The organism is Rhodoluna miladensis (SeqCode) (assembly GCF_965234705.1).
GTDB classification, from domain to species: Bacteria; Actinomycetota; Actinomycetes; order Actinomycetales; family Microbacteriaceae; genus Rhodoluna; species Rhodoluna miladensis.
Map to the genome: position 1 here is coordinate 467584 of NZ_OZ248465.1, position 20004 is coordinate 487587.

The following is a 20004-nucleotide window of genomic DNA, read 5'->3' on the forward strand; positions in this document are numbered from 1 at the left end:
CTTGAGAGCCTACCTATTGATCATGGCAGTTGCCGCCCTGGTGACTTTTGCTGCCACATTTTTGACACTTCGCCTCAGCCGTAAGCACTCAATCATGCCCGAGATTCGCGAACGTGATGTCCACACCGATCCAACTCCTCGTATCGGTGGGTTGGCGATGCTAATCGGTTTCTTGGTATCTCTTGCGGTTGCTGCATCGCTTGGTTGGTTCAGCTCTGTGTTTGAAGATCCGATTCACATCCTTGCCATTGCAGCAGCAACAACGCTGATTGCGATCATCGGTGTACTAGATGACATTTTGGATTTGGACTGGACCATCAAGCTCGCAGGCCAGTTCATGGCTGCTGGAATCCTTGCATGGCAAGGAGTTCAGATTGTCTCTTTGCCAATCGGCGGGTTGGTGATTGGCAGCTACGGCGTCTCGATCGTGGTGACAATCTTTATCACGGTTTTGGTTATAAACGCAGTGAACTTCATTGATGGCTTGGATGGCCTGGTGGCGGGAGTAGTGCTAATCGGCACTAGCGTCTTCTTCATCTACACCTATCTACTGGCCCAGCAAACCTCACCCACCAACTACTTCAACTTGGCATCTTTGATTTCGGCAATCGTTATCGGTGTTTGTCTTGGCTTTTTGCCACTGAACTGGCACAAAGCCAAGATCTTCATGGGCGACAGCGGGGCGATGCTACTTGGTCTTTTGATGGCCACCTCAGCACTGGCAGTCACCGGTCAGGTTGACCCGGGCGCTGTATCGACTTCGCTGTTGGCACCAGCTTTTCTGCCTTTGATATTGCCATTGGCAATTTTGATGTTGCCGCTACTTGATTTGACTCTTGCGGTGCTTCGAAGAATCCGTGCCGGCAAGTCTCCTTTTTCGGCGGACCGAAAGCATCTCCACCACAAACTTCAGGATTTTGGTCACAGCCATACCGGTTCGGTGACGGTGTTTTATCTTTGGACTGCAGTGATTTCACTTAGTGCCTTGGCGTTATTGTTCATCTCTGCTGAGCTGGTTTTGATTTTGACCATAGTTGCAGCTTTTCCAGCGATGATCTTTACATTGTGGCCAGTTATTGAGCGTCGAAGAAAGGCAGCCAGATGAAATCATCAACCAGCGCTGATCAGCTATTCAAGAAAGTTTTGGGACAAACGGCCCTTTTGACTGGTTTGATTGCCTCACTCGGTTCACTGGCCGGATACTTTGTAGAGAGCATGAACGGGGTTGTTAGTGCGCTAATCGGTGCGGGACTGGCTTTTGCTTTTGGTGCCCTAACCGTCGTGAGCATGATGATTGGAAGAAAGCTTTCCTTGGCCGGCTTTTTTGGAGTGGTCATGGGCGGGTGGCTTATCAAGCTAATTGGGTTTGCTCTTCTGGCAAGGTCTTTACAGGGGGCTGAGTTCATAAACGGCCCAGTGCTGTTTCTTACCCTGGTCGCGGCCATTTTGGGGTCCCTGGTTATTGACTCCATTGCCGTGCTTTCAGCCCGGATCCCCGTGGTCGAGGCCTAGTTTTTTCTTGCTACACTTTTACAGGTGCCGCAACGACTGGGGCATCGACACTGTAAATCGCCGCGATAAATCGCCCCGAAACAGGAGCCTGCCCTGCTAGATAACGCACTGAGCCTTCTTATCAAGGCAGCGGTAACCGACGAATCCGGTAACTACAAGGGACCCTCCATCATGGAGTTTTACCCTGAAATCATCGCGTTTGAGGGCACTCCTTTCGCATTGAACAGAATCATGCTGATTCGCCTTCTGGTTGTCTCGCTATTGCTGATCTTGTTCTATCTCTGGACCCGTTCCTTCCAGAAAGCCAGTCGCAATCAGAGCTTTGTTCCAACCAAGTTCCAGCTAATCGGGGAGATTTCCCTCAACTTCGTTCGCACTGGGATCGCGCACGGTCAGCTTGGAAAAGTTGATGGCGACCGCTTCCTACCGCTACTAACAACGATTTTCTTCACAGTGCTGGGCATGAACATCACTGGAATCATCCCTGGGCTCAACATCGCTGCATCTTCGGTCATTGGACTACCGATCGTCCTAGCTGTCGCCGCCTATGTCACCTTTATCTACGCTGGCATGAAAAAACATGGATTTGCATTCTTCAAGAACTCCTTGTTCCCATCCGGGGTTCCACCAGCTCTTTATGTAATGGTGACCCCAATTGAGTTCCTTTCCACCTTTATCTTGAGACCGGTCACCTTGGCACTTCGATTGACCATGAACATGGTTGCCGGACATCTTTTGCTGGTACTTTGCTTCGGAGCAACCCAGTTCTTCTTCTTTTACGCCGATGGATTCTTCAAGTTCTTCGGTATCGGGACATTTATTTTTGGATTCGCCTTTACTCTCTTTGAGATTCTGGTGTCATTCCTACAGGCTTATGTGTTCACCCTGCTAACAACTGTTTACATTCAGTTGGCCCTGGCAGATGAGCACTAAAGAAAACTGACAACCGTCAGGGAAAAACCACGGAAGGGAAAAATCAAGTGGACATCACTAACATCGCCGAGCTATCCGGCAACATCGCCGTAGTTGGCTACGGTCTAGCAGCAATCGGTCCTGGTATCGGTGTAGGTCTTGTTGTATCAAAGACCATCGAATCCATCGCACGCCAGCCAGAACTAGCTTCAAAGCTTCAGGTCACAATGTGGCTTGGAATCGCTTTCACCGAAGCGCTAGCTCTTATCGGTCTAGCAACTCCATTCATCTTCGCCTAAACCAAGTCAGGACTAAACAATGATTTCAAGGATCTTCGTCGCTGCAGCAGAGACAGAGGCTAAAAACCCTCTCCTGCCAGCTGACTACGACATCCTTTGGTCGTCGGTTGTCTTCGTGATAATGCTGAGCTTCTTTTGGTTCAAAGTTCTTCCGAATTTCAAGAAGACTTTGAATGAGAGAACTGAAGCTATCGAAGGACGCCTAGCTGCCGCTGAGAAAGCTCAGGCTGAGGCAGCTGCCAAAACCGATGAGATCTCCAAGGCTCAAGAGAACAATCGCGCCGAAGCTAGCGCAATTCGTGAAGAGGCACGCGCCGAAGGCGCAGCCATTCTTGCCGAATTGAAAGAGCAAGCTCAGGCAGAAGCCGCTCGCATCACCTCAACTGCTAAAGCGCAGATCGAGGCGGAGCGTCAGGCTGCATTGATCTCACTAAGAGCTGAAGTTGGTTCCATGGCAATCGACCTAGCCTCGAAAGTGGTTAGCGAAAGCCTCAAGGACAGCGCAACAGCCTCCAGGGTTGTTGATGAGTTCTTGAAGGACATTCAGTCTCAAAAGGCAGGCAACTAGAAACCATGTCCAGCTCAACTAGACAAGCGGTAGCAGCGGCGAAGGAAATTATCACGCCGTTGCTAAACGACGCTGACCTGAAGTTTGCGGAAGAACTTTTCGCAATCGGTTCAGCCGTGGCCGACTCTAAGCAACTACGCAACATTCTTTCGGACCCTTCCGCCGAGATCGCTGGCAAAAAAGCTGCCCTAGCGGCTGTTTTTGGCAAGAGCGTTTCTTCAAAGACTGTTGATTTTGTTGCAAAGCTAGTTGATCTTCGCTGGTCTAGCGGTTCTGATCTAGTTCGTGCACTTGAGCAGCTAGCTGTTCACTCGGTTGCGGCAATCGCAGCCAAGTCGAACAAGCTAGAAGCTCTTGAGGCTGAGCTGTTTGAGTTCCGCCAGGTAGTTGACTCTGACCAGGAGCTTCAGATCGCACTTGCCTCAAGACAGGCATCGAGCGATCAAAAGATTGCTCTAGTGAATGCACTTTTGGCAGGCAAGTTTGGTCCAGAGGCAGGTCTGTTGATTCGCTTCGCGGTGGTTGGTTCAACCAAGCGCCGTTTGGCAGTTGTACTTGAGCAGTTCGGAAAGCTACTGGCTGCATTCGCAGAGCGTCTAGTTGCAAACGTGACGGTAGCGACGCCGCTGAGTGAGAGCCAAAGAAGCGCACTGGAGAGTGCGCTAACTAAGACTCACGGCCAGGCACTAAGACTGAACATCGAGGTAGACCCAGCAATCCTCGGTGGCGTAAAGGTACAAATCGCTGGAGAGATTCTTGACGGTAGCGTTGCTAACCGTCTCAAGCAAGCAAGGATGATGCTGGCGTAAGCCAACATCTAAAACGGGGTTCGCCCCAGAAGTAGAGGAAGCACATGGCAGATCTGAAAATCAGCCCAGACGAGATTCGCGACGCCCTGAAGGGATTTGTGAACTCATATGAGTCAGACAAGGCCTCGCGAAACGAGGTGGGCCACGTAATCGACGCCGGTGACGGTATCGCGCACGTTGAAGGCTTGCCAAGTGCGATGGCCAACGAGCTATTGAAGTTCGCTGATGGCACCCTGGGTCTTGCTCTAAACCTTGACGAGCGTGAGATCGGTACCGTTGTGCTCGGAAACTTCGAGGGCATTGAAGAAGGTATGGAAGTACAGCGCACCGGCGAGGTACTCTCTGTTCCAGTTGGCGATGGCTTCCTAGGTCGCGTTGTTGACCCATTGGGTAACCCAATCGATGGTTTAGGTGAGATCAAGGCTGAGGCACGTCGTGCACTTGAGCTTCAGGCTCCCGGCGTTATGGCTAGAAAATCCGTTCACGAGCCACTGCAGACCGGTATCAAGGCAATCGATGCGATGATCCCTGTTGGTCGCGGACAGCGTCAGCTAATCATTGGTGACCGTCAGACTGGTAAGACTGCAATCGCAATTGACACAATCATCAACCAAAAGTCCAACTGGGCAACCGGCGATGCCAAGAAGCAGGTTCGCTGCATCTACGTTGCAATCGGTCAGAAGGGCTCCACCATTGCTGGTGTGAAGGCTGCTTTGGAAGAAGCTGGAGCAATGGAGTACACAACAATCGTGGCGTCTCCGGCATCAGACCCAGCCGGTTTTAAGTACCTAGCTCCTTACACCGGTAGCGCAATTGGTCAGCACTGGATGTATGGCGGCAAGCACGTTCTGATCATCTTCGATGACCTTTCCAAGCAGGCCGAGGCATACCGTGCGGTATCGCTTCTTCTTCGCCGCCCACCAGGTCGCGAGGCTTACCCAGGAGATGTGTTCTACCTACACTCCCGTCTGCTTGAGCGTTGCGCGAAGCTAAACGATGCGCTGGGTGCCGGTTCGATGACTGGACTACCAATCATCGAGACCAAGGCAAATGACGTTTCTGCATACATTCCTACCAACGTGATCTCGATCACCGATGGACAGATCTTCTTGCAGTCAGACCTTTTCAACTCGAACCAGCGTCCTGCTATTGACGTAGGTATCTCGGTTTCTCGAGTTGGAGGTGCAGCTCAGGTCAAGGGAATTAAAAAGGTTTCTGGAACTCTAAAGCTGGAGCTAGCACAGTACCGCTCACTTGAGGCATTTGCGATGTTTGCATCTGACCTTGACGCTGCATCTCGTCAGCAGTTGGCGCGTGGAGCAAGACTGATGGAGCTTCTAAAGCAGCCTCAGTACTCTCCATACCCAGTTGAGGACCAAACTGTATCGATTTGGGCAGGTACCTCAGGCAAGCTCGATGAGGTTCCAGTTGAAGATGTGCTTCGCTTTGAGTCTGAATTCTTGGACTACCTAAAGCGCAACTCGCAGGCCCTTACAACTATTCGTGAAACCAACAACCTCGAGGACGACACCGTTCGCGAGCTTGAAGGTGCTATCGAGAAGTTCAAGAAGAGCTTCCAGACTGGCCAGGGTGTTCCTCTAGCTTCTGTAGGTAACGAAAGCGTTGCCGCAATGGAAGAAGAAGACGTCAACCAGGAAAAGATCGTAAAGCAGAAGCGCTAAGGCACTAAAGCTAACTAGGTATAGGAAAGGAGAGAAATGGGAGCACAGCTACGGGTCTACCGACAGAAAATCAAGTCGGCACAGACCACTAAGAAGATCACTCGCGCCATGGAGTTGATTTCGGCGTCTCGCATTTACAAAGCGCAGCAGCGCGTTGCCGCTTCTACTCCTTACTCAAGGGCAGTCACTCGCGCAGTTTCTGCGGTTGCCACCTACTCAAACATCGATCACCCGCTAACCACCGAGCCTGAAAGAATCGATCGCGCCGCGATTGTTATCTTCACTTCAGACCGAGGTCTAGCCGGAGCGTTTTCCTCAAACGTTCTAAAGGAAACTGAGCAGCTATCAACACTGCTTAGATCTCAGGGTAAAGACGTTGTTTACTACCTAGTTGGACGAAAGTCCGTTGGCTACTTCAACTTCCGCCGCCGCACCGCAAGAAAGCAGTGGATCGGTGGAACCGATCTTCCAGAATTTGAAACCGCTAAGGCAATCGCCGATGCAGTGGTGGCAGATTTCAGCACAGATTTCAAAGATGGTGGAGTGGATGAGATTCACCTTGTCTACAGCCGCTTTGTTTCGATGATCTCCCAGATTCCTGAGGTGGTGCGCCTGCTACCCCTTGAGGTAGTTGAAGGCGTTGAGCCACCTAGCAAATCTGAAGTATTCCCGCTTTACGAATTTGAGCCAGATGTAAACAAGGTGCTTGATGCACTGCTTCCGGTATACATCGAAAGCCGTATCTTCAACGCCATGCTTCAGTCGGCAGCCTCTGAGCACGCTGCCCGCCAGAAGGCCATGAAGAGCGCAACAGACAACGCCCAGAAGTTGATTTTGAACTACACCAGATTGAGCAACCAAGCACGTCAGTCCGAAATTACACAGCAGATTTCCGAAATCGTCGGTGGAGCAGATGCCCTGTCCACTTCAGGCGACGAGGACTAAGAGAAAGAAAAGAACATGGCCGAGACAAAGACCACCCCAAAGGCAGGAACCGGGCGCATTGCGCGAGTAAACGGTCCAGTTGTTGACATCGAGTTCCCACACGATGCCATCCCTGAGATCTACAACGCCCTAACCACCGAGATCGAGCTACTGGGGGAGACAATCACTCTTACCCTTGAAGTCGCTCAGCACTTAGGTGATGACCTGGTGCGTGCCATCGCACTAAAGCCAACCGATGGTTTGGTGCGTGGCGGCAGCGTTAATGACACCGGTGCCCCAATCTCTGTTCCGGTGGGGGATGTGACCAAGGGTCGCGTATTCAACGTGACCGGTGAAGTTCTAAACGGTAAGCCAGGCGAAAAGATTGAGATCACAGAGCGCTGGCCAATCCATCGTCAGCCACCAGCTTTCGACCAGCTGGAGTCCAAGACTCAGATGTTTGAAACCGGTATCAAGGTCATCGACTTACTAACCCCATACGTACTGGGTGGAAAGATTGGTCTTTTCGGTGGTGCTGGTGTTGGTAAGACAGTTCTAATTCAGGAAATGATTTACCGCGTAGCTGAAGACCACGACGGTGTTTCGGTGTTCGCCGGTGTTGGTGAGCGTACCCGTGAAGGTAACGACTTGATCGACGAAATGACCGAGTCCGGAGTTATCGACAAGACAGCTCTCGTGTTCGGCCAGATGGATGAGCCACCAGGCACCCGTCTTCGCGTTGCACTTTCAGCTCTAACCATGGCTGAGTACTTCCGTGACGTTCAAAAGCAGGACGTGTTGTTGTTCATCGACAACATCTTCCGCTTCACTCAGGCAGGTTCTGAGGTTTCGACACTGCTAGGTCGTATGCCATCTGCTGTGGGTTACCAGCCAAACTTGGCCGATGAGATGGGTCTGCTGCAGGAGAGAATTACCTCTACCCGTGGTCACTCAATTACTTCTCTTCAGGCTATTTACGTACCTGCCGATGACTACACTGACCCAGCCCCTGCAACCACATTTGCTCACTTGGATGCAACAACCGAGCTAAGCCGTGAAATTGCATCTAAGGGTCTATACCCAGCGGTGGACCCACTTGCTTCGACCTCTCGAATCTTGGACCCTCGCTACATCGCGAAGGATCACTACGAGACTGCAGTTCGCGTGAAGCAGATTCTGCAGAAGAACAAGGAACTTCAGGAAATCATCGCCATCTTGGGTGTTGAGGAGCTTTCTGAAGAAGACAAGGTCACCGTATCTAGAGCTCGTCGTATCCAGCAGTTCCTATCTCAAAACACCTACATGGCTACCAAGTTCACCGGTGTTCCAGGATCAACCGTTCCACTGAAGGAGACCATCGAAGGCTTCTCGAAGATCGCCTCAGGTGAATTCGACAACGTTGCCGAGCAGGCATTCTTCAACGTCGGAGGACTTGAAGATGTTCAGCGTCAGTGGGAAAAGATTCAGAAGGAATCCGGTAACTAACTTTGTCCGAAAAGAGCTTAAAAGTAGAACTAGTCTCCGCCGACTCGTCGGTTTGGTCGGGTGCCGCCAAAATGGTGGTTGCCAAAACCGTCGAGGGCGAGATTGGTCTATTGCCAGGCCACGAACCTATGCTGGCAATTTTGTCCAGCGGTGAAGTTCGCGTGACTTTGCCCGAGGGCGAAGTTATGAAGTTCAGTGCCGAGGATGGCTTTCTAAGCGTTGAGCACGACGTAGTGACCGTTGTTGCTAGAAACGCTTCGCTGGTTTAGTACAAAATCAAACTACTTGCAGAAGCTTCTGCACCGCAGTCCTACTTGTTTGAAACGCTTGAGTCATCAGCCGGTAGCGGCATGATGTCAACTTCAGTTTCCTTAGGCAGTTCAATCACACCTTCAATCAAGGCGATAACAGCACCGAACCAGCCTTGGTCATTGACCATGATGTATCCAGGAACTAGCCACACTTCGCCGTTGGCGTCCCAGACACTCAGCAAAGCGCTTTCCGATTCAACAACTGTCAATGTCACAGTCTCGGGCACAAATTCCTCGCCTGGCATCGGATCGATTGCAATCGATGAGTCAGCGGGAGCTGAATCGGAACTAGCCTCGCCGCTTTTTATGTATGGGGCAGGCTCAGTCATCATCGGAGGCTGGAAGCGCTGGTAGAAGATACCTGAGGGTGAACCGCTCCATCTCCAGTCAGAAAGTCTGTCGACTGCGGATAGAGCAGAGATGGTGTCAAAGGTTCCCATAGCCTCGGCTGCCACTGAGTGACCACCGGCGTAGCTAAGTACTCCGGTTGAGGACCAGCCCAGGTACCACTCAACGTTGGTAGGTTGGCCATCCACATACATCGAAGCCGATGCGCTAACGCCCCACTCTGAAGCATCGATGCGAATCTCTGATGCTGAAACATCTAGTCCTGTTGCATTGAATACCTCAAGCGCTTTGGCGGTAGCTTCTTCTTTTGTTGGCAGTAGTTCCGGTGTTGGCTTGAACTCAGTCCAGGCGATGCAGTTTCCGTCAGCGTCGGTTTCCTCACACTTAGATTCAGGATATGCAATTGGGTTGGAGTAGTTCCAAGAAGCGGTTCCTGACCACCAGAGGGAAATCACCGGGTTCTTGCCGTCATAGCCCCATGGGTCATTGGACTGGCCAAAGAAATAGCCAGGATTGGTTTCTGCAAAGTCCGGGTATTTCTTGATTGATCCTTCAACACCAAAGACAGCTGCCACATTAGCCAGAACTTCTTCCGGTGTTGATTGGCGAACCAACTTGAAGACCTGACCGGATCCTGTTTCACTGGAAAGATTTGGACCCGCCACGTACTCAAAGTTGACGTATGGCATCATCATTTTGTCGGCGCCGCCGTCCATTCGGGCTGACACAGATTCTGGGTTTGCGGATCCCTGCATGCCAGATAGCTGGATGAGTGGAGTTGGGGCAGAAGTTAGCACCATGGCAACAGCAACCGCTGCTGCCGAACCCCCAACAGCAAGACCAAGGCTTGCTCGCCTGAGGTTTTGGCTCAGAAGCTCAAAACGTGCTCGCAGCGTGAGCTTGCTATCTGTTGCTATCGCGGAGGCGAGAATGCTTTCACGAAGCTCCGGCGCTACGCGCTTGATGGCAGGGTCGGCCTTTGCTAGCCGCTGGTCTAGTTCGTCATTGTTTGTCATATATAGGTTATGTCTGGGCTCGCCCAAATGTGTCTAGAAATCTACGAAAGATTTGCCTTTAGCTTGGCCCGGGCTTTGGCTAGTCGCTGGGTAAAGGCATTTGGGCTGATTTCAAGGACCTTGGCAGCATCTTGATTGCTTAGTCCTTCAAAGGCGGTCAGTGAGATTGCTTCACGCTCAAAGGGGTTTAGCTTGCCCCAGGCATTTGAGAGGCTCAGATCGGCAATAGCTATGTCCTCAGGGGAAGGGGCAAAATCTAACGGCTTGAATCTAGCTACGAAGTTCTGTTCAGTTTTGATGGCCCTGCGGTGATTAGCAACTACGAAACCTGCGATTCGGTAAAGCCAGGGCAGTTCATATTCCTTAGGCGCTTGAGCTCTTTTACGCCAGGCAATTTCAAATACCCGAGAGGCTAACTCTTCAACATCTGATTTCTCGCAACGTCTAACCAGATAGCTGGAAATCTGAGGCAAGAAACCTCGATACAACGCGGTGAATTCTTCTGGGCTCACTTGCTCAAGTCTAATCTTGTAGCTGATTTCGCCTAAAGCATCCGGGGGCGTGGTCATTGACCATTCCGATTGACTGCATCAGCGCATACATAGTCGTCGGCCCAACAAAAGAAAATCCAAGCTTCCTTAGTGTCTTGCTCAAGGCCTCAGACTCAGGGGTTATTGCAACAAATTCAAACTTCTCTGCCGAGACTCGTTTGGTGCGAACCTTTGGAGCATGGCTCCAGATGATTTCCGATAGGGAATCCTCAAGCTTTAGCGTTAGCTTGGCGTTGGAAATGGTAGATGCAATCTTGGCTCGGTTTCGAATGATTCCATCATTGCCCATTAGCTTTTCGACATCTTTGTCGCTCATGCGGGCCACTTTGGCAATCTCGAAGTTCTTGAAGGCTTTTCTAAAGTTTTCTCTCCGGCGCAAAATGGTGATCCATGAAAGCCCAGCCTGAAAGCCCTCGAGGGCAACCCGTTCAAACATGGCGTCGTCACCTGTTAGTGGCACACCCCATTCGGTGTCGTGATAGTGAATATACAATTCGTCGTTTTGTGGCCACCGGCAGCGAGTTAGCCCGTCTTCATACTTGGTGACGTGGCCACTCAAGCTCGAAACTCGATCTGCTCGTGATCCAGCAGCCAGGCTTTGGTCTTGATGCCTTTGCCTCCGGTGAATCCAGTTATCTTGCCGGTGGAGCCCAATACTCGGTGACAGCCAACCAGCAAAGGTGTCGGATTAGAACCAACGGCCGCACCCACTGCTCTCGAGGCAGCGGGATTGCCGATCTTGGCTGCAATTTCGCCGTAGCTAAGTTTTCGACCAAAGCCAATCTTGGCAATTTCTTTCCAGACTGATTTTTGGAATTCAGTGCCAACTGCGTCAATCGGGACGGTGAAGCGTTCGAGCTTGCCTGAGAAATAAGCTGCGAGTTGATTTTTGGCCTCGGTTAGCACTTTGGAACTACCCTCAGCGCGAGCTCTTTTTCCAAGTTCAACTCGAACTATCTTTTCGCCCTGAGCAATCAAAGTAATTGGGCCAATAGGTGTATCCACACTCGCTACAGCTTTAGGGGAGAGCTTCATGGATTTATTCTCCAACAATTAGGGGATTGGAACTAATCAATTTGGATATGTGGAAAACCCTCAGGTAATAGACCTGGGGGTTCCTACAGAACTTTTCTAGATCTTGCTCATCGCAGGGGTTAACACCTTGCGCAGCATCTGCTCCAATTCGTCGAATTCCTTAGGTCCAATAGTTAGCGGTGGCGCTAGCTGGATTACTGGGTTTCCGCGGTCGTCTGCTCTAGCGTAAAGTCCGACCTTCAGCATCGCTCCAGCAAGGTATCCGCGAAGCAGCTTCTCACACTCAGCTGGAGTGAAGGTCTGCTTGGTGGCCTTGTCTTTTACTAGTTCAATTGCGAAGAAGTAGCCATCGCCGCGCACGTTGCCAACAATTGGCAAATCGTAAAGCTTCTCTAGGGTCTTTCGGAACTTTGCTGTGTTTCTGGCAACGTTTCCAACTAGGTCTTCTTCGTCAAACACATCGAGGTTTTCAAGCGCTACTGCACAAGCAACCGGGTGAGCTGCGAAGGTGTAACCGTGAGCCAAGATGTTGGTTCCGGCTTTGAATGGCTCGAATAGGCGCTCGGTGATCATCAAAGCACCTAGTGGCTGATACGAAGAGGTCATAGCCTTGGCCAGCACCATCATGTCTGGAACGATGCCGTACCTTTCACAAGCAAACATGGTTCCGGATCTTCCAAAACCGGTGATGGTCTCATCGGCTACCAGAAGCACGTCGTACTTGTCGCAAATCTCCCGCAGTCTCTTCCAGTAGACCGGTGAAGCTGTGAAGCAACCACCGGAGTTCTGGATTGGCTCTGCGTAGATAGCCGCAACGGTATCTGGGTCTTCGAACAGAATCATTTCTTCAGCGCGGTTAGCAGCCCAAAGACCAAACTCATCCTCGTTCTTGAAATTGCTAGGTGCGCGGTAGAAGTTAGTGTTTGGAACGCGGAAGGTTGATGGAACCAGAGGTTCAAACATCTTCTTCATTGCAGGGATACCGGTAATGGAAAGTGCTCCCTGGCTGGTGCCGTGGTAAGCCACGTGGCGAGAAATAACCTTGTGTTTGGTTGGCTTGCCGGTCATCTTGAAATACTGCTTGGCAATCTTCCAAGCCGACTCAACCGCTTCGCCACCACCGGTGGTGAAGAAAACGCGGTTTAGGTTCTCCGGTGCATAAGAAAGTAGACGCTCGGCAAGCTCGATAGCCCTCGGGTGGGCGAATCCCCAGAGTGGGAAAAAGTCGAGCTCCTGCATCTGTTTTGCAGCAACGTCAGCGTATCTCTTGCGACCATGACCTGCGTTTACAGAGAAAAGTCCAGAGAGGCCATCGAAGTACTTCTCACCATTGACGTCATAGATGTGGTGGCCTTCAGCGCGAGCGATGATCGGCATGTCTTTGTTTTCGAAGAGGCTGTACCTGGTGAAGTGCATCCAGAGGTGCGCCTTGGCAGATTTTTGCAGCATGGCTGGGGTGATTTTGGTTCCGGCCTTGCGGGCCTCAACCAGAGGGAGTTTCCCCTTGGCCCCAGAAGTGATCTTCTTGAGTGGGGATTTTAGAAGTGACTTGATCCCTGCTACGAGCTTCTTTGCTCGACTTTCTTTGACTGCCATTTTTTACTCTTCCATTTTGGTTGTTTGTACTACCGTGTTCCCCAGTTGTATAGCTGTTTTTGAAGCTTGAGATAAACAAAAGTCTCAGTTGAAGTGACTCCATCAAACTTGCGAATCTTGTTGTTGAGCAGGTTTATAAGTGAGTCGTCATTTTCACAAACCACTTCAGCCAGAATATCAAAGCTTCCAGCCGTAATAACAACGTAGTCAACTTCAGGCAGTTTCGAGAGCTCATCCGCCAAATTCGTGGTGTCTCCATTGCAGCGAATGCCAATCATGGCCTGGGTATAAAAGCCCAGCTGCATGGGGTCTGTGACCGCGACGATTTGCATGACACCTTTATCGGTGAGTTTTTGCACGCGCTGGCGCACGGCTGCTTCGCTAAGGCCCACCGCTTTGCCGATTTCGGCATAAGATTTGCGGCCATCTTGCTGGAGCTGCTCAACGATCAGTTTTGAGAGCTCGTCAAGGCCCGAGACCATGGTCCTACCGGTTCTTGACATATATGGATTTTGCCAGCGGTTTGGCCATTTAGCAAACGAATCCGAAGCCAATTCGAGCTTTCGCTGCTGATTTCTAATCCAAAGCTCGCTTTTTGGGTCGAAATTTCGGGGTTAGAATCTTGTCTAGCGGTATCCAACAACGGTGTTGCTATCGGTTTCTAAAAGGAGCATGGAAATGGCAGTAAAAGAGCTAAAAAACTTCATCAACGGTGAATACGTTGATTCCAAGGGCTCAGAGCGCTCAGATGTAATCAACCCAGCCAACGGTGTCACCTATGCAACCGCAGCGGTTTCCTCGGATGCCGATGTGGACAGAGCGTACAAGGCAGCCGAAAAGGCTTTTGATGTTTGGTCTAACTTCACTCCTTCCGAGCGTCAGCTAGCTCTTTTTAGAATTGCAGATTCACTAGCAGCCCGTGCCGAAGAAGCAGCCGATGTTGAATCAGAGAACACCGGAAAGCCAAGACCTACTTTGGTTGAGTACGAGATGGACCCAAGCGTCGATCAGATCAGATTCTTCGCAGGTGCTGCCAGAAACCTTGAGGGTCGCGCAACTGCTGAGTATGCCAGAGACCATACTTCTTCTATTCGTCGCGAGCCAATTGGTGTCATCGGTCAGGTGACTCCTTGGAACTACCCATTGAACATGGCAGTTTGGAAATTCGCACCAGCTCTTGCTGCTGGAAACACCATTGTTCTAAAGCCATCGGACACTACCCCTGCTTCAACACTGCTACTTGCTGAAATTGCAGCAGAGCATCTTCCACCGGGCGTATTCAACGTCGTGACCGGAAACCGCGACACCGGACGTGCGCTAATCGAGCACGAGATTCCGCAGATGGTTTCAATCACCGGTTCAGTTCGCGCTGGTATGGAAGTTGCTAAGGCAGCTTCGGCCGATGTAAAGAAGGTGCACCTCGAGCTTGGAGGAAAGGCGCCAGTGATTGTCTTTGCTGATGCTGATCTACAAAAAGCTGCAGCGCAAATTGTCGTTGCCGGATACTTCAACGCCGGTCAGGACTGCACCGCTGCTACTCGCATCTTGGTTCAAGAAAGCGTCCACGATGAGTTCTTGAAGATTCTGGTAGCGGAAGTAAAGGCCAACGCAATCACCGGAAACCCAAGCCGCGACGACATATTGTTTGGCCCGGTGAACAACGCCGGTCAGCTTGAGCGCGTGAAGGGCTTTATCGATCGTTTACCTTCTCATGCCAACCTAGAAATCGGTGGCACCCAGGTTGGATCAGAGGGCTACTTCCTAGAGGCAACCGTTTTGTCAGGGCTGAAGCAGCAAGATGAGCACATTCAATCTGAAATCTTTGGTCCGGTAATCACAGTTCAGAAGTTCAAGGACGCTGACGAGGCCCTGAGAAACGCGAACGATGTGAAGTACGGTCTGGCTTCGAGTGTGTGGACCAAGGATCACACCACAGCGATGCGCTTTAGCAAGGGACTGAACTTTGGTTGCGTGTGGATCAACACCCACATACCGCTTGCAGCTGAGATGCCTCACGGTGGATTCCGTCACTCCGGATACGGCAAGGACCTATCGATGTATGGCTTCGAGGATTACACCCGCATCAAGCACGTCATGAGCTACATCGGAGACTAATCCACAGCTTTGAATTCTTTGACTAAACCTGCCTGAATCTCAGGCAGGTTTAGTTTTTATGCAGCTGATCTGGTACTTACCTTCCCTAATCATCGGATTAACTGCCGGCTTTTCTAGCGGCTATTGGCAACTAGCTCTGATCAGCACGTTGATGGTTTCCCTAATGCTCGGAGCTTCGCTCTATAAGAATCGCTACCCGGTATTTGAACCAGATTCGAGAATCGATGTTTCGACAGGTCAAGTGGCCATAGCCAATCGCGTGCTGCCAAGATTCGAATTGTTCTGGAAAAAGCAGTGGCACGAGTTGCTACTTGCCAATCACGCACGTCAAATTGCCCCGGATTTTCTAGCCTGGACCAAAGATCAAATTTTTGAACATGGCTTTGATTTGGATCCGGCCAAATCGCTGCAGCTTTGGATTGGGGCAAACAACTCCAGCCAGAAAGTGTTGAGTCTTGCAACTGCGGGTCCGCACTTGATCATTGTTGGTCCAACCGGCTCCGGAAAATCTGAACTATTGAAGCTGCTTTTGTATTCGCTTCTTCAACAAAGCTCCTGCGATTTGGTGCTTTTTGATTTCAAGGGCGGAGCCACCCTCGAGCAGTTTGAGCCCCAAGCGGTTGGTCTTGCAACCGATCTAGATACTTCAAAGCAAAAGCAACTTTGGGATTTTGTGGCGGGGGAGCTTGAAAAAAGAGAACAGATTTTTGCTTCTCGCCAGGTTTCCGGCATCGAGCAGTTCAATGAGCTTGGGGAGCAGATGTCTGAAATTGTCGTTGTGGTTGATGAGTTGGCGGCAGCTTTGGCTACCGGTGCAAAAGCCATTTCTTGCCTGGAGGATGTTTGTGCCAGGGGAAGATCACTTGGTATTCACTTAATCGCAGCAACTCAGTCACTGACCGGAATACCCCGATCGATGCTCACGAACTTGCGGGCACGGATTGCTATGGCAAGTTCAGATCCAATTGACTTGGTTCAGCTTGGAATGAATCCAGGCAAACTATCTCTTGCCGCGGTTACTGGGTGGGGAAGTGGCTATCTAGCTACAGCCAACACCTCTGCTGAAGGTTTTTACTTTCCTTTGGGATTTACGCCAAAGCCGAAGCTAGAGGTTTTGATTCCATCTGGTGAGCAACCGCTACCGGCTCGTTCACAACTGCTCCGGCAAATGTACTCAAGCCCAGAGCCAAAGCAGGATCAGCCTGCAGCGCCTGTTTCCATCCCAGAGTCGCAATTGCTTTCACGTATGGAAGGGTTGCGTTGGTCAGGGCATAAGTAGAGGTGTGAGGTACAGCTCCAGGCATATTCGCTACGCAGTAAAAAACAGTGTCGTGAACTTTGAAAGTCGGGTCCGCGTGAGTAGTTGGCTTCGAGTCCTCGAAGCAACCTCCTTGGTCAATTGCGATATCAACCAGCACTGCTCCAGGCTTCATCTTCTTGACCAGAGCGTTAGTAACAAGCTTCGGAGCCTTTGCTCCCGGGATCAGAACCGAACCAATGACCAAATCGGCGTCCTTGACTGCCCGCTCAATTTCGAAGCTGTTGCTTGCGATGGTTCGTAGTCTTCCGGCATACAAAGCGTCCAGCTCGCGAAGGCGGTTCAAGTTGGTATCTAAAACAGTGACTTCTGCTCCCATGCCAACTGCAACCGCAATCGAATTGGTGCCGGCGACTCCGCCGCCTAGGACTGCTACCCGTGCTGGTCTGGTTCCTGGAACTCCACCCAAAAGCATTCCGTTGCCTCCGTTTTGACGAAGCATTGTGTTAGCGCCAACAAGTGGAGCAAGGCGACCTGCTACCTCTGACATTGGAGCTAGCAGCGGAAGTTGTCTAGAGGGAAGCTGAACGGTTTCATAGGCAATCGCCGTGACTTTTTTGGCAACCAATTCTTTAGTTAGCGGAAGATCAGCTGCAAGATGAAGGTAAGTAAATAAGGTCAAGCCTTCGCGAAGATGAGGGTACTCGGAGGCAATTGGCTCTTTTACTTTCAAAACCAATTCAGCTGAGGACCAAGTGCTCGCGGCATCGCTGGTGATCTTGGCACCTGCCTCTAGGTACTCCTGGTCGCTAATTGAAGAGCCAAGGCCCGCGCCTTGCTCGATGAAGACCTCGTGGCCCAGACCTACCAGTTCGTGAACTCCAGCTGGGGTGATGGCGACGCGAAACTCGTTGTTCTTGACCTCTTTGGGAACTGAGATCTTCATGGGGGCTCCTGCTGTTTTTTCAGGCGCCACTATGGCGCAGACTCAGGATACCCGTTTGGGCCCGCCGGCCGAGGCCCTGTTATCTCCCTACAAACTCTCAGAAATGAGCCGTGCCACGCTGAGGCCATTTTGGCCTTTTTTGGCTTGAGGGGTTATTGATTTGTGGCAAGATTGGGGCTGAAGAGCCCAGCTTGAGTTGGGTCTCCTACCTTGTTTCCTTACCAACGTAAATAGGAGTAGTCAAATGAAAGACCCCAACTCACTTCCAGCAGATCCAATGATGGCCGAACTGGTAAAAATGCACAGACGTCAGCAGCTCACTAGAAGAACAGCACTTGCTGGTATCGGTGGAACTGCAGCGGCTCTAGGTTTGGCAGCGTGTGCTCCGGCAGCAGAAACCAACACAGAACCTACAGCATTGACCCCTGGTGTCGATGTTTCTGACACAGAGAAGATTTTGGTTTGGGATAACTGGACCGAATACATGGACCTATCAGAAGACGAGACCTCTCGTCCAACCCTTGACCGATTCCAGGAGCAAACTGGAATTGCAGTTGAGTACCTAGAGACTTACTTGGATAACGATGAGTACTTCGCAATTGTTAAAGATCAGCTTGCGCTAGGTCAGGACATCGGCGTCGACGTTATCTGCCCTACAGAGTGGATGGCCGCTCGATACGTTGCAAATGGTTTTGCTCAGAAGCTTGATGCTGCCAACATCCCTAACAAGGCAAATCTGGCTCCTGCTTACCTCGGAGCTTCCTATGACCCGAACCGTGACTACACACTTCCATATCAGGGCATCTTGGGTGGAATTGCTTACAACAAGGCTTTGTACCAGGACCTAACTGGCAAAGAAGCTCCTGAGAGCGTTGAAGACCTATGGGCCGATGAGCTCAATGGTCGAATTGTAGTTTTGTCAGAGATGCGCGACACCATTGGTGTGATTGCACTCTCTGAGGGAATTGACATTACCAGCGCCTCTTCTTTCACTGAAGATGCTTACATGAACATCGTCGACAAGGTTGCTGGTTTGTATGCCGACGGCAAGATCCGCAACATCGAAGGTAACGAGTACACCAAGGGCTTTAGAAACGGAGACTACGTAGCTGGAATTGTTTGGTCTGGTGACGTTGTCCAGATGAACATGTCAAAGCGCACCAAGGACATGTTCGGCTTCTTCCTTCCTTCCTCCGGTGGAACTATTTCTTCTGACGTGTTCACTGTTCCAATTGGAGCTACCCACAAGAAGAACGCTGAAGCGCTGATGAACTACTACTACGACCCAGTAAACGCCGCAGAGCTTGCTGCTTGGGTGAACTACATCACACCTGTTGCAGGAGCATACGATGAGGCAATCAAGCTTGACCCAGCTCTTGCTGAGAACAACTTGATCTTCCCAAGCGAAGAGTTCTTGTCGTTGACTCACGCATTCCGAGCTCTAAACCCGGAGGAAGAGCAGACGTTCTCAACCGCTTGGCAGCGTGTCCTTCTGGGCGCATAGGTGGCAACCGAGTTCGTAGCACGAGGTGCAGATCTCGAGCTAGTTGGAATCCGGAAAGAGTTTCCAGGTTTCGTCGCGATCGAAGATCTTGATCTGAAGATTCCAGCGGGCGAGTTTTTCGCCCTGCTGGGTCCTTCCGGTTGCGGAAAGACAACAACCCTTCGATTGGTTGCAGGTCTTGATTCCCCGACCAAGGGCAAGATCCTGATCGGAAACAAAGACGTAACTGCAGATAAGCCACACGAGCGACCTGTCAATACCGTTTTTCAAAACTACGCACTATTTCCTCACATGTCCGTTTTGGAAAACGTTGCCTTTGGATTGAAGCAGCGCAAGGTTTCCGATCCGATGCCAAAAGCCGTCGATGCACTAAAGCTTGTGGAACTTGAACACCTAGCTCAGCGTCGCCCAACTCAGCTCTCTGGTGGACAGCAGCAGCGTGTGGCTCTGGCCAGGGCGCTGGTTAACCGTCCTTCACTGTTGCTGCTTGACGAGCCTCTAGGTGCTCTGGATTTGAAGCTGCGTCGCCAGATGCAAGTTGAGTTAAAGGCTATCCAGATGGAAGTTGGACTTACCTTCTTGCACGTGACTCACGACCAGGAAGAAGCCATGGACATGGCCGACACCGTCGCTGTTATGAACAAAGGTCGCATCGAGCAGATGGGTGCCCCAGAGGCCCTATACGAAAGACCAAAGACCATCTTCGTTTCGAAGTTCTTGGGCCAGTCCAACTTGTTTGTTGGAGAGGTAGCGGAGTCGAACGCTGATTCGGTAAGCATCAACGTTCTGGGAAACAAAATCACTGTTCCTACCAAGCGAGCAGAAAAGACCACCGGAAAAATCGCAATTGGTGTTCGCCCTGAGAAGGCAACTTTCCACGAGGACCAGGCTCCCGATGCTTCGGCTGGCTTGAACATCATTGGTCCTGGAGAAATTATAGACATTCGATTTACTGGCGTTAGCAACCAGTACCTGATCGAGATCCCGCAGATTGGCAAAGTGACTGTGTTCGCTCAGAACGTTGGTAAGTCACCTGTGACCGAACTGGGTGCAAAGGTTTGGGTTAGCTGGAAGGTGGAGCACAGCTTCGGCCTTTCTGACCTACCTGCAGAAGCCCAAGAGGGTAAGTAAGC

Annotated in this window: 20 protein-coding genes and 1 pseudogene; 14 read left to right on the forward strand and 7 right to left on the reverse strand. The window is 51.0% G+C overall.

What is annotated here, in order from left to right; translation table 11 throughout:
- Nucleotide 1 precedes the first annotated feature (1 nt).
- The 10 genes from AC8GDC_RS02330 (at nt 2) to AC8GDC_RS02375 (ending at nt 8460) form a co-directional block, all read left to right on the forward strand.
- On the forward strand, nt 2–1105 hold the full coding sequence (locus AC8GDC_RS02330; protein ID WP_506558280.1) for a glycosyltransferase family 4 protein: 1104 nt from the start codon (nt 2–4) through the stop codon (nt 1103–1105).
- The gene (locus tag AC8GDC_RS02335) at nt 1102–1512 is read left to right on the forward strand and encodes a Cg1360 family ATP-synthase-associated protein (RefSeq protein ID WP_506558281.1); all 411 of its coding nucleotides are present in this window, start codon (nt 1102–1104) and stop codon (nt 1510–1512) included. Before AC8GDC_RS02330 ends, AC8GDC_RS02335 begins: the two co-directional genes overlap by 4 nt.
- Before the next feature lie 108 nt (nt 1513–1620).
- On the forward strand, nt 1621–2445 hold the full coding sequence (gene atpB, locus AC8GDC_RS02340) for a F0F1 ATP synthase subunit A (RefSeq protein ID WP_506558453.1): 825 nt from the start codon (nt 1621–1623) through the stop codon (nt 2443–2445).
- A gap of 47 nt (nt 2446–2492) precedes the next feature.
- Complete coding sequence (gene atpE, locus AC8GDC_RS02345; protein ID WP_506558282.1) at nt 2493–2723, forward strand: ATP synthase F0 subunit C; 231 nt, start codon at nt 2493–2495, stop codon at nt 2721–2723.
- A 19-nt stretch (nt 2724–2742) separates the two neighbouring features.
- The gene (locus AC8GDC_RS02350; protein WP_506558283.1) at nt 2743–3291 is read left to right on the forward strand and encodes a F0F1 ATP synthase subunit B; all 549 of its coding nucleotides are present in this window, start codon (nt 2743–2745) and stop codon (nt 3289–3291) included.
- 5 nt (nt 3292–3296) lie between these two features.
- Nucleotides 3297–4100 (forward strand): F0F1 ATP synthase subunit delta, encoded by an 804-nt coding sequence (locus AC8GDC_RS02355; RefSeq protein ID WP_506558284.1) that lies wholly within the window; start codon nt 3297–3299, stop codon nt 4098–4100.
- A gap of 44 nt (nt 4101–4144) precedes the next feature.
- On the forward strand, nt 4145–5782 hold the full coding sequence (gene atpA / locus AC8GDC_RS02360) for a F0F1 ATP synthase subunit alpha (protein ID WP_506558285.1): 1638 nt from the start codon (nt 4145–4147) through the stop codon (nt 5780–5782).
- 36 nt (nt 5783–5818) lie between these two features.
- A complete protein-coding gene (locus tag AC8GDC_RS02365) occupies nt 5819–6727 on the forward strand; it encodes a F0F1 ATP synthase subunit gamma (protein ID WP_506558286.1) in 909 nt (302 codons plus the stop codon).
- Between the two features lie 15 nt (nt 6728–6742).
- A complete protein-coding gene (gene atpD, locus AC8GDC_RS02370) occupies nt 6743–8191 on the forward strand; it encodes a F0F1 ATP synthase subunit beta (RefSeq protein ID WP_506558287.1) in 1449 nt (482 codons plus the stop codon).
- Nucleotides 8192–8193: 2 nt separating this feature from the next.
- Nucleotides 8194–8460, forward strand: coding sequence for a F0F1 ATP synthase subunit epsilon (locus tag AC8GDC_RS02375; protein WP_506558288.1), 267 nt, complete (start codon nt 8194–8196; stop codon nt 8458–8460).
- A 41-nt stretch (nt 8461–8501) separates the two neighbouring features.
- Here the strand turns inward: AC8GDC_RS02375 and AC8GDC_RS02380 are convergent, their stop codons facing one another.
- From AC8GDC_RS02380 to AC8GDC_RS02405, 6 genes are all read right to left on the reverse strand, one after another.
- Entirely contained in the window at nt 8502–9866 is a 1365-nt protein-coding gene (locus AC8GDC_RS02380) for a hypothetical protein (RefSeq protein ID WP_506558289.1), read from the reverse strand.
- A gap of 41 nt (nt 9867–9907) precedes the next feature.
- Nucleotides 9908–10378, reverse strand: a complete 471-nt coding sequence (locus tag AC8GDC_RS02385; protein WP_506558290.1) for an RNA polymerase sigma factor — start codon at nt 10376–10378, stop codon at nt 9908–9910.
- Nucleotides 10379–10388: 10 nt separating this feature from the next.
- Complete coding sequence (locus tag AC8GDC_RS02390) at nt 10389–10910, reverse strand: DNA-3-methyladenine glycosylase I (RefSeq protein WP_506558291.1); 522 nt, start codon at nt 10908–10910, stop codon at nt 10389–10391.
- Between the two features lie 62 nt (nt 10911–10972).
- Nucleotides 10973–11452 (reverse strand): methylated-DNA--[protein]-cysteine S-methyltransferase, encoded by a 480-nt coding sequence (locus tag AC8GDC_RS02395; protein ID WP_506558292.1) that lies wholly within the window; start codon nt 11450–11452, stop codon nt 10973–10975.
- Nucleotides 11453–11548: 96 nt separating this feature from the next.
- A complete protein-coding gene (locus tag AC8GDC_RS02400; RefSeq protein WP_506558454.1) occupies nt 11549–12901 on the reverse strand; it encodes an aspartate aminotransferase family protein in 1353 nt (450 codons plus the stop codon).
- A gap of 176 nt (nt 12902–13077) precedes the next feature.
- Complete coding sequence (locus AC8GDC_RS02405; protein WP_506558293.1) at nt 13078–13551, reverse strand: Lrp/AsnC family transcriptional regulator; 474 nt, start codon at nt 13549–13551, stop codon at nt 13078–13080.
- Between the two features lie 175 nt (nt 13552–13726).
- Between AC8GDC_RS02405 and AC8GDC_RS02410 the strand changes: the two genes are divergently transcribed.
- Complete coding sequence (locus AC8GDC_RS02410; protein WP_506558294.1) at nt 13727–15163, forward strand: aminobutyraldehyde dehydrogenase; 1437 nt, start codon at nt 13727–13729, stop codon at nt 15161–15163.
- A gap of 163 nt (nt 15164–15326) precedes the next feature.
- A pseudogene (locus AC8GDC_RS02415) lies at nt 15327–16001 on the forward strand (FtsK/SpoIIIE domain-containing protein); the annotation flags it as partial.
- Between the two features lie 250 nt (nt 16002–16251).
- On the opposite strand, the gene ald reads toward AC8GDC_RS02415, so the two are convergent.
- Nucleotides 16252–17367 carry an alanine dehydrogenase gene (gene ald / locus AC8GDC_RS02420; protein WP_506558295.1) on the reverse strand — a complete coding sequence of 372 codons (1116 nt, stop codon included), beginning with the start codon at nt 17365–17367 and terminating at the stop codon, nt 16252–16254.
- A gap of 244 nt (nt 17368–17611) precedes the next feature.
- On the opposite strand from ald, the gene AC8GDC_RS02425 reads away from it, so the two are divergent.
- Both AC8GDC_RS02425 and AC8GDC_RS02430 read left to right on the forward strand, forming a co-directional pair.
- On the forward strand, nt 17612–18871 hold the full coding sequence (locus tag AC8GDC_RS02425; protein WP_506558296.1) for an ABC transporter substrate-binding protein: 1260 nt from the start codon (nt 17612–17614) through the stop codon (nt 18869–18871).
- Nucleotides 18872–20002: an ABC transporter ATP-binding protein gene (locus tag AC8GDC_RS02430; protein ID WP_506558297.1), complete on the forward strand. Its 1131-nt coding sequence runs from the start codon at nt 18872–18874 to the stop codon at nt 20000–20002. It abuts the gene before it with no gap.
- The last annotated feature ends 2 nt before the right edge of the window (nt 20003–20004 follow it).